The 14013-nt window shown below is 77.6% G+C and carries 14 protein-coding genes; 4 read left to right on the forward strand and 10 right to left on the reverse strand.

All coding sequences use genetic code 11. The features are described from left to right. Positions 1-136: 136 nt before the first annotated feature. The 4 genes from ACI798_RS22900 to ACI798_RS22915 all read right to left on the reverse strand — a co-directional run bounded on the left by ACI798_RS22900 (position 137) and on the right by ACI798_RS22915 (position 3407). On the reverse strand, positions 137-301 hold the full coding sequence (locus ACI798_RS22900; protein ID WP_456929244.1) for a hypothetical protein: 165 nt from the start codon (positions 299-301) through the stop codon (positions 137-139). 74 nt (positions 302-375) lie between these two features. Then, positions 376-723: a WhiB family transcriptional regulator gene (locus tag ACI798_RS22905; protein ID WP_457049037.1), complete on the reverse strand. Its 348-nt coding sequence runs from the start codon at positions 721-723 to the stop codon at positions 376-378. A 145-nt stretch (positions 724-868) separates the two neighbouring features. Beyond that, complete coding sequence (locus tag ACI798_RS22910) at positions 869-1174, reverse strand: hypothetical protein (protein ID WP_456941001.1); 306 nt, start codon at positions 1172-1174, stop codon at positions 869-871. A 193-nt stretch (positions 1175-1367) separates the two neighbouring features. After that, positions 1368-3407 carry an ATP-dependent helicase gene (locus tag ACI798_RS22915; protein ID WP_456941000.1) on the reverse strand — a complete coding sequence of 680 codons (2040 nt, stop codon included), beginning with the start codon at positions 3405-3407 and terminating at the stop codon, positions 1368-1370. 213 nt (positions 3408-3620) lie between these two features. On the opposite strand from ACI798_RS22915, the gene ACI798_RS22920 reads away from it, so the two are divergent. The 3 genes from ACI798_RS22920 (at position 3621) to ACI798_RS22930 (ending at position 5261) form a co-directional block, all read left to right on the forward strand. Continuing rightward, positions 3621-3884 carry a mycoredoxin gene (locus ACI798_RS22920; protein WP_456940999.1) on the forward strand — a complete coding sequence of 88 codons (264 nt, stop codon included), beginning with the start codon at positions 3621-3623 and terminating at the stop codon, positions 3882-3884. A gap of 196 nt (positions 3885-4080) precedes the next feature. After that, positions 4081-4614, forward strand: a complete 534-nt coding sequence (locus tag ACI798_RS22925; RefSeq protein ID WP_457049038.1) for an ANTAR domain-containing protein — start codon at positions 4081-4083, stop codon at positions 4612-4614. 299 nt (positions 4615-4913) lie between these two features. Continuing rightward, entirely contained in the window at positions 4914-5261 is a 348-nt protein-coding gene (locus tag ACI798_RS22930; protein ID WP_456940997.1) for a hypothetical protein, read from the forward strand. A gap of 35 nt (positions 5262-5296) precedes the next feature. On the opposite strand, the gene nudC is transcribed toward ACI798_RS22930, so the two are convergent. The 6 genes from nudC to ACI798_RS22960 are packed head-to-tail and all read right to left on the reverse strand — an operon-like array spanning position 5297 to position 12955. Continuing rightward, on the reverse strand, positions 5297-6265 hold the full coding sequence (nudC, locus tag ACI798_RS22935) for an NAD(+) diphosphatase (protein ID WP_457049039.1): 969 nt from the start codon (positions 6263-6265) through the stop codon (positions 5297-5299). Continuing rightward, positions 6262-7641: a M16 family metallopeptidase gene (locus ACI798_RS22940; protein ID WP_456940995.1), complete on the reverse strand. Its 1380-nt coding sequence runs from the start codon at positions 7639-7641 to the stop codon at positions 6262-6264. Before ACI798_RS22940 ends, nudC begins: the two co-directional genes overlap by 4 nt. Next, positions 7638-8948 (reverse strand): M16 family metallopeptidase, encoded by a 1311-nt coding sequence (locus tag ACI798_RS22945; protein WP_457049040.1) that lies wholly within the window; start codon positions 8946-8948, stop codon positions 7638-7640. The genes ACI798_RS22940 and ACI798_RS22945 overlap by 4 nt, the downstream gene beginning before the upstream one ends. A gap of 41 nt (positions 8949-8989) precedes the next feature. After that, positions 8990-9886 (reverse strand): DUF2510 domain-containing protein, encoded by an 897-nt coding sequence (locus ACI798_RS22950; protein ID WP_457049041.1) that lies wholly within the window; start codon positions 9884-9886, stop codon positions 8990-8992. A 55-nt stretch (positions 9887-9941) separates the two neighbouring features. Further along, entirely contained in the window at positions 9942-11555 is a 1614-nt protein-coding gene (locus ACI798_RS22955; RefSeq protein ID WP_457049042.1) for a serine/threonine-protein kinase, read from the reverse strand. Then, positions 11552-12955: a M20/M25/M40 family metallo-hydrolase gene (locus tag ACI798_RS22960; RefSeq protein WP_457049043.1), complete on the reverse strand. Its 1404-nt coding sequence runs from the start codon at positions 12953-12955 to the stop codon at positions 11552-11554. Before ACI798_RS22960 ends, ACI798_RS22955 begins: the two co-directional genes overlap by 4 nt. A gap of 45 nt (positions 12956-13000) precedes the next feature. Between ACI798_RS22960 and ACI798_RS22965 the strand changes: the two genes are divergently transcribed. Further along, positions 13001-13837 carry an alpha/beta fold hydrolase gene (locus ACI798_RS22965; protein ID WP_456940990.1) on the forward strand — a complete coding sequence of 279 codons (837 nt, stop codon included), beginning with the start codon at positions 13001-13003 and terminating at the stop codon, positions 13835-13837. Positions 13838-14013 lie beyond the last annotated feature (176 nt).

Raw genomic sequence — 14013 nt, forward strand, 5'->3', positions numbered from 1 at the left:
CCGCCCCGCCCCCCCCCCCGCCCCCCCCCCCCCCCCCCCCCCCCCCCCCCCCCCCCCCCCCCCCCCCCCCCCCCCCCCCCCCCCCCTCGACCGGGAGGGGCGCGGCGTGCTGCCGGGCCCGGAGGGGCGCCGTCGTTCAGCGGACGGCGGCGCTGGCCCGCGCGGCACGCCGGCTGGCGTACTCCGCGCGGCGGGCCCACCGGCGGGCGGCCCGGAGCCGGCGCACGCGGCCGGCGGTGTCGGCCTCGGCGCGCAGTTCGCGCAGCCGCGTGGTGGCCAGGTCGTACTCGTACGTGGTCATCTCGGGTCCTCGGTGCTCGTCGGGCGTCGGCGCCCGATCGGATGGCTGTCGCTGTCGGCTGTCGCCGTCCCGGCTCACGCCGCGACGACCTTGCGGGGACGGCCCCGCGGGCGCTTGCGCGGGATGACCACACCCCGCTCGAAGATCTCGCCGCCCCAGACGCCCCACGGCTCGCCGCGGTCCAGGGCGCCGGCCAGGCAGGCGTCGCGGACCGGGCACTCGCCGCACAGGACCTTGGCCTGCTCGAGCAGCGCGGGGCTCTCGGCGAACCACAGGTCCGGGTCGTCGCTCCCGCGGCACGGCAGGGGGCGCCGCACCGGTGCCGGGGCCAGCGGGGTGTGGGGCGTCCTCGGGGTGGCGCCGCCGGTCCGGGGGAGCCCGGGTCGGCGGTGGGACGTCGGGCGGTCGATCGTCTGCTGCACTGCCGCTCCTCCTCGTACTCGTCGTCTGCGCGGCCGGCGGGGGCCCGCCGACCGGGGTGGTCGGGGCCGGGTGCCGCGGAGAAAGACGAAGGCCGCGGATCCCGGGGTTCGGGTTCCGCGGCCTCGAGGAGGACCGGTCGAGCGGCTAGCTCTGCGGTCTCCCCGGGGAGTGGATCCCGAGGGTGGTGCGCTGGTTGCCGATGTGGGTGCGGAGGGCATCGGTGCCGCCGACGCCGGGGCCGAACTCGCCGCCGGTGGGCACACCGGTCCCCTGGACCGGAGCGGTGGGCGCAGCAACGGCGGTGCCGGTCAGGTCGAACGGCGTCATCGACCGGACGACGGCGCAGCGCGGCCGCGCGGACGGGACGGCGCCGGTCAGGGCCGGACGCACGACGAGGGCGCCCCAGGCGGAGACCCCGGCGGGGGCGAGGACGCAGCGCATGTCGATCATCGGTACCCCTCCTCCCGGGGTCGGAGTCCGGCGGTCGGGCCGGGCTCGGTCTGGCGCGCCCGCGGTCGTCCGTCGGGCGCAGGCAGGACAGTAGGGAAGGTCACTGCAGCGGCGCAACGCAATTAACGGGCGCGTCCTCCGATGGCGTGGGACGCGCCCGTCCGGCCGTGCGGTGGGCACGGTCGGTGACCGGTCAGCCGCCGACGGTGGCGAGGACGTCCTCGCCGTACATCTCCAGCTTGCGGGCGCCGATGCCGGGCAGCCCGGACAGCTCGCGGATGCTCGTCGGCTTCGCCTCGGCGATGGCCTGCAGGGTCGCGTCGGTGAACACGACGTAGGCGGGCACCGAGGCGGCCTGCGCGGTGCTGCTGCGCCAGGCGCGCAGCCGCTCGAAGATCTCCCCGGCCTCGCCCTCGAGGACGACCTTGGCCCGCTTGGTCCTCCGCTGCGGCGGAGGGGCGGTCGGCGTGGAGCCGGGCACCAGGCCGTCGAGGAAGCGGCTGCGCGGGCGGGCCCGCTTGGCGCCGGGGTTGCGGGCCAGCGACCAGGACAGGGTGAGCTGCTCGCGGGCGCGGGTGACCGCGACGTAGAGCAGCCGCCGCTCCTCCTCCACCGCCTCCGGGCGGGACAGCGACTGGGAGATGGGCAGCACGCCGTCGACGAGGCCGACGACGAAGACCGCGTCCCACTCCAGGCCCTTGGCCGCGTGCATCGACGCCAGCGTCACGCCCTGGACGGTCGGCGCGTGCTGGGCGTCGGCCCGCTCGGCGAGGTGGGCGACGAAGCGCGGGAGGTCGGTGGTCGGGTCCTCGGCCACCAGGTCGACGGCGAGGTCGACCAGCGCGGCCAGCGACTGCCAGCGGTCGCGCGCCGCTCCCCCGGCGGGCGGGCGGTGCTCCACCCACCCGGTCGAGGCGAGCACGTCGCGCACCGTCGGCACCAGCGCGCCGGGCTCGTGGCCGCCGGCGGCCGCGCCGCGCAGCAGGACGACCGCCTCCCGGACCTCGGGCCGCTCGAAGAACCGCTCCCCGCCCTTGAGCACGTAGGGCACCCCGGCGTCGGCCAGCGCCGACTCGTAGACCTGGGACTGCGCGTTGATGCGGAACAGCACCGCGATCTCCGACGCCGGCGTCCCGGCCTCGACCAGCGCCCGGCAGGCCTGCGCGACGGCGGCGGCCTCGCTGGGCTCGTCGGCGTGCTCGAAGAAGCGCGGCTCGGGGCCCTCGGCCCGCTGACCGAGGAGCTTGAGCCGGAAGATGCTCTTGCGCTCCGGCGCCTGCCCGATCAGCTTGTTCGCCAGCCCCACCACCTGCGGCGTCGACCGGTAGTCGCGCTCGAGCTTGACCACCGCGGCGTCGGGATAGCGGTCGGCGAAGCCCAGGAGGTAGTCGGGGTCGGCCCCGGTGAAGGAGTAGATGGTCTGGTTGGGGTCGCCGACGACGCAGACGTCGGCCCGCCCGCCCAGCCAGGCGTCGAGCAGCCGCTGCTGCAGCGGGTTGACGTCCTGGTACTCGTCGACGACGAAGTGGCGGTACTGCCCGCGCACCTGCCGGGCGACGTCGGGGTGCTCCTCCAGCGCGAACGCGGTGACCAGGAGCAGGTCCTCGAAGTCCAGCGCGCCGTCGCGCTGCTTGGCCGACTCGTAGGAGGCGTAGACGCGGGCGACGGCGGCGGCGTCGAAGGGCGGCTCGCGCCCGGCGGCCGCGGCCCGGGTCGGGTAGTCCTCCGGGGTGGCCAGCGTGGTCTTGGCCCACTCGATCTCGCTGGCGAGGTCGCGCAGGCTGGTCCGGTCGGTGGTCAGCCGGTTGCGCGTGGCCGCCGAGGCGACGACCCGCAGCTTGTTCTCGATCAGCGGCGGCAGCGGGCCGCCGAGCACCCGTGGGGCGAAGTAGCGCAGCTGGCGCATGGCCGCCGCGTGGAAGGTGCGGGCCTGCACCCCGCCGACGCCGAGGCCGGCCAGCCGGGTGCGCAGCTCCCCCGCCGCGCGGGCGGTGAAGGTCACCGCGAGCACCTGCTCGGGGACGAACGCCCCGGTGTGCACGCCGTAGGCGATGCGGTGGGTGATCGTGCGGGTCTTGCCCGTCCCCGCACCGGCGAGGATGCACACCGGGCCGGTCACCGCCTGAGCGGCCTCGCGCTGCTCCTCGTCGAGGCCGGCCAGGACCGCCTCGGCGCCGGCGGAGGTCCCCGCGGACCCGGAGGTCGCCAGGGGCGCGTCGGCTGTCCGGGGCATGCGGTGGTTCCTCCGGGGGTAGGGGACGGCGGCCGGCGGACCGCTCCTGCGAGTGTCCCAGCCCGGGACGACAGGCGGCGGGGACACCCCGGCGCCTGGGGACGGCCGGTGCGCCTGGGGACCCGTGGGGCGGGGAAGAGGGGACGCGCCCGCGGTGTTGCGCCCCGGAGGGACGTCGCCGCGTCCCGCCCCGACCTTGCTGGAGGACCCCGAGTGAGTGCCGCGCCCGCCGCCGTGACGATGTACACCACCACCTGGTGCGGGTACTGCGTGCGGCTCAAGAAGCTCATGCAGGTCGAGGGCATCGACTACGCCGAGGTCGACATCGAGCGGGACGCCGCCGCCGCGGAGGTCGTCATGAACGCCAACGGCGGCAACCGCACCGTCCCGACGCTGGTCTTCGCCGACGGCAGCGCCCTGACCAACCCGAGCATCGCCCAGGTCAAGGCGCAGCTGGCGCAGCAGGCCGGCGCCTGACCGGCGGGGGGTGTAGGGGTCGCGGCCCCCGGCGGTGCATCATCGTCCCCCGGCGGGTCGCGACCGTGGCGCGCCGACGTCCACCCGGCCCACCGGCCGAGCACCCGCGGGAGCCGCTGTCGTGACCTCGGACGCCGTGCACCTCCCCCTGCCCGCAGCAGCCGGGGAGGAGCCGCCCGCCGACCGTCCCTCCGTCGTGCTCGCACGGACCGGCCGCGGCTGGAGCGTCCTGTCCCCCGGCCGCGCCGACGACGTCGCCGACCTGCTCGAGGGGCTGACGCTGGCCGACCTCGTCGCCGAGGAGCTCGGCGGCCCGGCCGACCCCGACCGCGCGACGCGCCGCGCCGCCCGCGGGACGGCCGACGTCGGGCCGGACGGCGATCCCCGGGACGCCCGGATCGCCGCGCTCGAGCGGACCGTCGCCCAGCTCGAGCACGCGCTGGCCGCCCGGGTCGCCACCGAGCGGGCCCTCGGCGTGCTCGCCGAACGGCAGGGCACCTCGCCGCGCGCGGCGTTCGAGGCGCTGCGGACACAGGCCCGGTCGCTCGGGCGGCCGGTGCACGAGCTCGCCCGCGAGGTGCTCGAGACCCTCGACCGCGCGGCCGCCGGGGCGCCGGCCGCCGAGCCGGCCGCGGTCCTGCCGCCGGTCCCCCGCCGCCCGCCCGGCCGACGGGTCCAGCACGCGCCGGGCCGCCCCGGCCCCGCGGTGCCCGCGGACGGCCGCCGCTGAGCGGTCCGCAGCCGCTGACCCCGGGCGCGCTGGCCGACCGGCTGGCCGCCCTCCTCGCCGACGCCGACCCCGAGCCGGGCGCGGCCGCCCTGCGGGTCGCCGTCGACGGGCCCGACGTCGCCGACCCGGAGGGCCTCGCGCGGGCGGTCGCCGAGCGGCTGCCCGCGCTCGGCCGCCCGGCCGTCGTCGTCCCGGCCGCCGGGTTCCTCCGGCCGGCCTCCCTGCGGTTCGAGCACGGCCGCACCGATCCCGACGCCCGCTACACCGACTGGCTCGACGCCGGCGCGCTGGCCCGCGAGGTGCTCGACCGGGTGGGGCCCGGCGGGCCGGCCGAGTACCTGCCGGTCCTGTGGGACGTCGTGCGCGACCGCGCCGCCCGGGCCGGCTACCGCCCGATGCCGCCGCGCGGGGTGCTGCTGGTGCCCGGCCCGCTGCTGCAGGGCGTGGGGCTGGCCTTCGACGTCGTCGTCCACCTGCGGGTGGCGCCGGCCGCGCGGGAGCGGCGCTTCCCCCCGGAGCAGGCGTGGGAACTGCCCGCCTTCGACCGCTACGACGACGAGGTCGACCCCGTGCTGCTGGCCGACGCGGTGGTGCTCGCCGACCGGCCGGAGCACCCCGCGCTGGTCCTGCAGGGCCGCTTCGCCTGAGCCAGCTGAACGAGGACCGGACCGGACCTGCGGGCTCAGTCGAGTTCGCCGGCCACCCAGCGGTCGATGATGTGCCGGGCGATCGAGACCGGCGGCGGCAGCGCGGCGGGCCCGCGGCCCGAGCGCAGCTCGTCGCGGGTCCACCAGCGGGCCTCCTCGATCTCGGTCGGGTCCAGCCGCAGCTCCAGGTCGCCCTCGGCCCGCGCGACGAAGCCGAGCATCAGCGACTGCGGGAACGGCCAGGGCTGGCTGCTCACGTAGCGGACGTCGGTGACCTCCAGCCCGACCTCCTCGGCGACCTCGCGGGCCACCGCGCCCTCGGCGGACTCCCCCGGCTCGACGAACCCGGCGAGGATCGAGAACCGCCCGGGCGGCCACACCGCCTGCCGGCCCAGCACGCAGCGGTCGCCGCCGTCGTGGACCAGCATGATCACCGCCGGGTCGGTCCGCGGGAACAGCTCGGTGCCGGTGACCGGGTCGCGCTGCACCCAGCCGGCCCGCTCGATCGTCGTCGCGGCGCCGGACAGCGGGCTGAAGCGCGCCCGCTCGTGCCACTCGAGGATGCCGACGGCCTGGGCGAGCAGGCCGGCGTCGAGGTCGCCGAGGTCGGCGCCCACCTCGCGCAGCCCGGTCCACAGGTCCACCGGCCGGCCGTTGACCGTCAGTGCCCGCTCACCGCGGATCGCGGCGTAGGGGACGCCGCCGGCCTCGCCGAGGTACACCGCGCCGGCCGGGAGGGCCGGCTGCTCGTCCCAGACCAGCTCGGGGCCGCCCTCGGTCTCGCGCACCGGGACGGCGCGGCGCTCGTCGACGGTGAGCACCCGCACCGGCCGTCCCCGGGTGGGGTCCTCCAGCGCCCGGCCGAGGTGGTCGCGGTCGTGCGCCGAGCGGGACAGCACCGGCACCGTGCCCGTGGTGTCGGGCGTGCCGGCCGGCCAGAACCCGCGCACCGCCTCCGGCGTGACGACGTCGTCCGGCGTGCTGCCGCCCGGCGGGACGCTCACGCCGGGTCCGGCGCGGCGGCGGCGCTGGCGGTGACGTCGACCGGGCCGAGGGCCCGCAGCGCGTCGGTGACCCGCTCGGCGTCCCCGACGACGACGGCGGTCAGCGCGGCCGGCGCCAGGTACCGGCGGGAGGCCTCCTGCACCTGCTCGACGGTCACCTCGGCCAGCGCGCGCTGGTGCTCGGCCAGCCACTCCGCCGACAGCCCCGACCCGGCCAGCGCGGACAGCGTGCTGGCCAGCCCGGCGTGCGTGGCGGTCGACAGCGCCATGCTGCCGAGCACGTAGCGGCGGGCGGCGTCGAGCTCGGCCTCGGTGACCGGCGCCAGCGCCATCCGGCCCAGCTCGGCCCAGGTCTCGAGGAAGGCGGCGCCGGTGACCTCGGTGGCGACGTCGGCCTCCACGAGGAACGACGAGGCGGCGGCCAGGTGGTCGACGGCGCTGCGCGGGCTGTACGAGTAGCCGCGCCGCTCCCGGATGTTCTCGACCAGCCGCGAGGAGAAGTAGCCGCCGAACACCATGCTCGCCAGCCGCACCGCGGGCAGGTCGGGGTCGGTGCGGCCCGGCGCCGGCCCGCCGAGGCGGATGTTGGACTGCACCGCGCCCGGCCGGTCGACCACCTCGAGGTGGCCCGGCGCGAGGGTCGGGGCGGGCTTGGCGCCGGCCGCGGCGCCCTCCCCCGTCCAGCCGCCGAGCGCGGCGGCGACGGCGTCGGTGGCCGCCGCGACGTCGAGGTCGCCGACGAGCACCAGCGTGCTGCCGGCGGGCAGCAGCCGCTCCCGGTGCAGCTTGCGCAGCGCCGGGGCGGCCACCTTGCCGACCAGGTCCGGCGCCGGGAGCTGCGCGGCGTAGGGGTGGGTGCCGTAGCGGCGGGCGGCCAGCGCGGTGCGGGCGATGACGCCGGGCTGGGAGCGGGCGATGGCGATCCGCTCGGCCACCCGGTCGCGCTCGGCCTCGACCTGGTCGCCCGGGTAGGCGGCCTCGGTGAGGACCTCGGCGAGCACGCCGAGCACCGGGGCCAGCCCCTCGGACAGCAGCGTGGTGGCGAACAGCAGCCGGTCGGGGTCGGCGGCCACGGTGAGCTCGGCGCCGTGGGTCTGCAGCGCCTCGGCGACGGCGGTGGCGTCGCGCTGCCCGGTGCCGAGCAGCACCGCGCCGGAGAGCACCGAGGACCGGGCGGCGTGCTGGAGGGCGCCGCGCGGGGAGGTCGCGGCGAACGGCACGCGCAGCCGCAGCTCGACCAGGGGCACGCCGGGCCGCGGCACGACGACCACGGCCAGCCCGTTGGGCAGCGTCGTCGTCGCCACCTCCGGGACCGGCTGCGGGCGCGGCTCGCCCAGCGGCGGGATCAGGCCCAGGTCGAGGACGGGGGCGCTCATCGGGCTCCTCCGGTGGCGCGCAGCTCCAGGACGGCGGCGGTGCCGGGATCGAGCCCCTTGGCGGCGACCTGCACCGCGTCGGGGGTCACCGCGGCCAGCCGGGCGGCGAGCTCGCCGGCCAGCTCGGCGCGGCCGTGGACCAGCTCGGCGCCGGCGAAGGCGAGCGTGCGGCCGAGCACCGAGTCGGCCTGGCGCAGCAGCTGCGCGCTGGTGCGGGCCTGCACCCGGGCCAGCTCCTCGGCGCTCACGCCCTCGGTGGCGACCCGGCCGATCTCCTCGTGCACCGCGCCCAGCACGTCGTCGACGGGGACGGCGGCCGGGTGGTGCACCTGGGTGGTGAGCAGCGTGGCGTCGCGGACGTCGAACGGGTCGCCGAACAGGCCCACGTAGCTGCTCTGCGCCACGGCCAGGCGGTCGTCGTGCACCAGCCGGCGCTCCAGCCGGGAGGCGTCACCCTCGCTGAGCAGCTCGGCGAGCAGCACGGTGCCGAGGTAGGTGTCGAGGTCGCCGACCGGGTCGGGCACCCGCCAGCCCAGCGCGACGGCGGGCGCGGGGGCCAGCCGGTCCTCGACGACGTCGCGGCGCACCGCCGTCGGCGAGGGCTCGCCGGTGTACGGGGTGGGCGGCACCTCGCGGGCCTCGACCGGGCCGAACCAGCGGCGGACCAGCCGCTCGGTCTCGCCGACGTCGAGGTCCCCGCCGATGCACAGCACCGCGTTGCCCGGTGCGTAGTAGCGGGAGAAGAAGTCCTCGGCGTCGGCGACCGTGGAGCTCTCCAGATCGACGAACGAGCCGTAGCCGTCGTGGGTGTTGGCGAAGCTCTCGAAGGCGATCTGCGGCAGCTGCAGCCAGGGGAAGGCGCCGTAGGGCCGGTTGAGCACGTTGACCCGGATCTCCTCCTTGACCACGTCGATCTGGTTGCGGAGGTTCTCCTCGGTGATGGCCGGGGCGGCCATCCGGTCGGCCTCGAGGAACAGCGCGCGCTCGAGCGCCTCGGCGGGCAGCGCCTCGTAGTAGTTCGTGTAGTCCTGGTGGGTCGAGCCGTTGAACGTGCCGCCGGCGGCCTGCACCAGGCGGGCGTGCTCCATCTTCGGCACGTGTGCCGAGCCCTGGAACATGACGTGCTCGAAGAGGTGGGCGAAGCCGGTGCGGCCCTCCGGCTCGTTGCGCATGCCCACGTCGTAGAAGACGGTCACGGCGACGACCGGCACGCTGCGGTCGGGCGCGAGGACCACTCGCAGCCCGTTGTCGAGCGTGAAGCGCTCCACCGGGTGCCGCAGTGTCAGGTCGGCTCCCGCTGCTGTCACGGACCGACCCTAACCACGCGGGACGACGCCGCGCCGGGCGCCTACAGCACGTCGATGTCGGCGACGATCCGGTCGATGGTCCCGTAGAGCTCGGCGTGCGTGTTGGGGATCGAGACGTAGAGCAGCGCGGGGTCGGGCCGGCCGACGTCGACGACCAGCAGCGCCGCCCGCTCACCGGTGGAGTCGTAGCCCTCGACGTCCCAGGTCAGCTGGAACTCGACGAGGTGCGCGGCGTGCCCGTCCACGGTCAGCGCCTCGTCGCGGAGCACCTCCCGCTCGTTCGGGTACGGGTAGTAGGCCGCGCGCACGCTGTCGGCCAGCGTCGTCACCGTCGCCTGCTCGCTGCCCGGGCCGGTCCAGCCGTAGCCGTCGGAGACCGGCCCCGACGTGCACTGGGCGATGAAGTTGCCGCCGTCGGGGGTCTGCTCCTGGGTGGTGAAGTACTGCCCGGCGATGGTGCGGGTCTCCGGCATGAGGCCGAGGTCGTACTCGTACCAGCCGTTGCCGAGGAACGGGTAGGAGATGCCCGACTCCTCGTCGATGATCCGCACGGTGCCCGGCGGGAACGTGGGGCCGGCGGGTGAGGAGCTCGCGACCGGCGGGTCGGTCTCGGTGCCCGGCCCGGTGGGGCTGCCCCCGGACAGGCCGACGACCAGCGCGACGACGACCACGGCGACGACGGCCAGCACCGATCCCCCGACCCACCAGGCCGTGCGGGGACGGCGGGCCGGCTGCGACGAGGGGCCCGGCTGCCAGGACCCGCCGCCCTGCGGCGACGGCACCGCGGCCACGGGGGGCGCCTGGACGGCGACGCCGGGACCGGCCGGCGTCGTGACGTCCGACCAGGTCTCCCCGTTCCACCAGCGCACCATGCCGGGCGCGCCGTCGGGGTCGGGGTACCACCCCGCGGGTGCGCGGGTCAGCCCAGGTCCGGTCACGGGGGGCAGCGTAGGGCGGGCGGCGCGCCGCCCCGGGCTGCCGCGGCGCGGAGGGTCAGCCGAAGCCGCGGTCGGCGACGTCGTCCCACCAGCTGCGCAGCGTGGACAGTCCCTGCTCGCCGCCGCCGCGCTGCTCGGCCACGGCCCGGGTGCCGAGGTCGTCCCACGTCCACGCGAGGACGGCGTCGCCCTCGCCGTCGACCCAGCACGCCGCGCGGCCGACCTCGGCCTCGTCGTCGTCGAGGACCGGGAACCAGCCGGCGGGGCCGGGCTCGCCGTCCACCTGCCGGCCGCACGAGTAGCGGTCCTCGAGCTCGGTCAGCCCCTGCTGTTCGACGTCGGCGGCGAGGGCCCGGGCGGCACCGTCGCCGTCGTGGGCCGAGTAGGTGACCGCGGTCGGCCCGTCGTCCTCCGGGTCGCCGGGGCAGCCGACCTCGCGGAGCACGCCGTCGGGGGGCTCCTCGGCGGCGCACCCGGCGGGGTCGGTGCCGACCGCCAGGGCCGAGGCCACCAGCCGCTGGCCGGCCGCCCGGGCGTCCTCGCGGGCGTCGTCGAGCCGGAGGACCACCGCGACCAGCGCCCCGGCGAGCGCGAGCGCGAGGACCGCGCCGAGCCCGGCGAGCACCCACGGCAGGCGCGCGGGCCGCGGCGGGGCCGGCGGGCGGGGGCCGACGGTGGTCGGCGGGGCCTGCGGGCTGCCCACCCCCTGCTGCCGGGTGACCGCCCGGCCGGGGGCGCCGTCGGCGGCCGGGCCGACCGCCGTCCCGCCGTCGCCGCCGGGGACCGGGACGCCGCTCTCGGCCAGCGCGGCCCGGGCGGCGGCGGCCATGGCCCCGGCCGTGGGCCAGCGCCGGTCGCGGTCCTTGGCCAGACCCCGCAGGACCACCGCGTCGAGCGCCGGCGGGACGCCCGGGGCCAGGGACGACGGCGGGGGCGGCGGCTCGTGCACGTGCGCGGCCATGAGCGCCACCGGGTCGTCGCCGGCGAACAGCCGCCGCCCGGTGAGCGCCTCGAACAGCACGCAGGCCAGCGAGTACGTGTCGGCGCGGGCGTCGAGCTGCCCGGAGCCGAACCGCTCGGGCGCCATGTACTCGGTGCTGCCCACGGCCACGCCGGTGCCGGTCAGCGCCGGGCCGGTGGCGTCGGCCGAGGTGCGGGCGATGCCGAAGTCGGCGAGGTAGCAGAAGTCCTCACCGGGCGCGGACGCCGCGAGGTCGCCGCCGTCTGAGCGGGCGACCAGCAGCACGTTGGAGGGCTTGACGTCGCGGTGCACCAGGCCGCTGGCGTGCGCGGCGTCGAGCGCGCGGGCCACCTGGCCGACGACGTCGACCGCGCGCGCCGGGGACAGCCGCCCGGCGCGGCGCAGCAGCGAGGCCAGGTCCTCCCCCTCGACCAGCCGCATGTCGAGGAACAGCTGGCCGTCGATCTCGCCGTACCGGTGGATGGGGACGACGTGCGGCTCGTTCAGCCGCGCGGCGATGCGGGCCTCCCGGCGGAACCGCTCGCGGTAGCTCTCGTCGGCGGCCCACTGCGGGTGCAGGACCTTGAGGGCGACGTCGCGCCCGTGCTCGCCGTCGTGGGCGCGCAGCACCTGGCCCATCCCTCCGCGGCCGAGCACGCCGAGCACCCGGTACGGGCCGAAGCGCCCGCCGTCCCCCGCCGCGGTCACCGGGCGGCCAGCTCCCGCCACAGGTGGGCCGCGGCCTCGGCGCCGCGGTGCAGCATCGGCAGCAGCACCCGCTCGTTCGGCGAGTGGATGCGGTCGGTGGGCAGGCCGGCGCCGAGGAAGACCAGCGGCGCGCCGAGCACCTCGACGAGGTCGGCCTCGGGGCCGCTGCCGCCCTCGCGGGTGAACAGGACGTCGTCCGGGGCGGTGTCGAAGGCCTGGCCGATGGCGCGCAGCAGGGCGCCCGTGTGCGGCGAGTCGAGGTCGCTGGCGCACGGGGCGACGCCGCCGGGCGGGGTGTGCACCTCGGCCGTGATCCCCTCGGGCAGGTGCTGCTCGACCCACGCGCGCAGCATCGGGCCGACGTCCGCGGGGCGCTGGTCGGCGACCAGCCGGAAGGTCAGCTTGGCGTGCGCCTCGGCCGGGACGATCGTCTTGTGGCCGGGGCCGGTGTAGCCGCCCCACATGCCGTTGACCTCGGCGGTCGGGCGGGCGCCGACCCGCTCCAGCGTGCTGAACCCGGCCTCGCCGGCGGTGGCGCGGGAGGCGGCCGGCCCGGCCAGCCAGGCGGCCTCGTCGAAGGGCACGCGGGCCATGAGCTCGCGCTCGCGGTCGGTCAGCTCCCGGACCCGGTCGTAGAAGCCGGGCAGCGTGACCCGGCCGTGCTCGTCGTGCAGCGCCGCGAGCAGGGACGCCATCGCGTGCAGCGGGTTGGGCACGCCGCCGCCGAAGGACCCGGAGTGCAGGTCGACGGCGGGGCCGCGCAGGGTGATCTCGGCGTCGGCGAGGCCGCGCATCGCGACGACGGCGCTGGGCACGTCGGGGGCGGCCATGCCGGTGTCGCTGACGACGACGACGTCGCAGGCCAGCCGGTCGGCGCGCTCGTGCAGCAGGTCGGCGAAGTGCGGCGAGCCGGACTCCTCCTCGCCCTCGACCAGCAGCTTCACCGTGACGGCGGGGGTGTCGCGGCCGGTGGCGGCCAGGTGCGCGCGGATGCCGAGCAGGTGGAAGGCGACGTTGCCCTTGTCGTCGATGGCGCCGCGGGCGTGCAGCTCCGGGCCGGCCGGCGTCTCCACCCGGGTGGGCTCGAACGGCGGGTGGTCCCACAGCTCCAGCGGGTCCACCGGCTGCACGTCGTGGTGGCCGTAGACCAGCGCGACCGGCGCGTCGGGGTCGGCGCTGGGCCACTCGGCGTAGACGGCCGGGGCGCCCGGCGTCGGCCAGATCTCGACGACGGGGAAGCCGGTGCGGCGCAGCGCCCCGGCCAGCCAGTCCGCGCTCGCCGCGACGTCGCCGGCGTGCCCCGGGTCGGCCGAGATCGAGGGGATGCGCAGCCAGGCGTCGAGATCGGCGTGGAGGTCGTCGAGGTGGGCCTGCACGAAGTCGCGTTCCGGGCTCGTCACGAGCGCGACGGTAGCGGCGGGCCGGCACCGGATACCTTGCGCCCCATGGCCGGAGAGCTGTTGCGGGTGGACGTCGGTGACCTGACCTTCGACGTGCGGGCCGACGGCCCCGGGGACGGGCGGCCGGTGGTGCTGCTGCACGGCTTCCCGGAGACCTCGGCGTCGTGGGCCGCGGTGACGCCGCGGCTGGCCGAGGCGGGGCTGCGCACCTACGCCGTCGACCAGCTCGGCTACTCCCCCGGCGCGCGGCCGCTCGAGGTCGGCGCCTACGCGCTGCCCAACCTCGCGCAGGTCACCGCCGACCTCATGACCGCGATGGACGTCCCGGTCGCCGACGTCGTCGGGCACGACTGGGGCGCCAACGTGGCCTGGGCGCTGGCCGGCTGGCACACCGACCGGGTGCGGTCGCTCACCGCCGTCTCGGTGCCGCACCCGACGGCGTTCACCGCGGCCTTCCGCTCCGACCCGGAGCAGAAGGAGCGCTCGTCCTACATCCGGCTGTTCTGGCAGGAGGGCAAGGCCGAGGAGGTGCTGCTGGCCGACGGCGCCCGCCGGCTGCGCCGCATGTACGGCGACGCCGTCGACCCGGAGGCGGTCGAGGAGTACGTGGCGGTGCTGTCCGCGCCGGGTGCGCTCACCGCCGCGCTCAACTGGTACCGGGCGATGAGCTCGGCGACGCCGGTGGACGACGTCCCGGTGCCGACCACCTTCGTGTGGAGCGACGCCGACATCGCCATCGGCCGGATCGCCGCCGAGGGCTGCGGGTCCTTCGTCGCCGGTGACTACCGCTTCGTCGAGCTGGCCGGGGTGAGCCACTGGATCCCCGAGCAGGCGCCCGACCAGCTCGCCGCCGCGATCCTGGACCGCATCGCCTCCTCCTGACCGCGCCGCCCGACCGACCTCACCGGGCGGTGCCCGGCCGCGCGCCGCGGGGTGAGGTCGGGCACCGCGCGGTGAGGGCGGGGCGCACGGCGGCGGGGGGGGGGGGGGGGGGGGGGGGGGGGCGGGGGGGGGGGGGGGGGGGGGGGGGGGGGGGGGGGGGGGGGGGGGGGGGGGGG

Source organism: Geodermatophilus sp. SYSU D01045 (assembly GCF_054050295.1).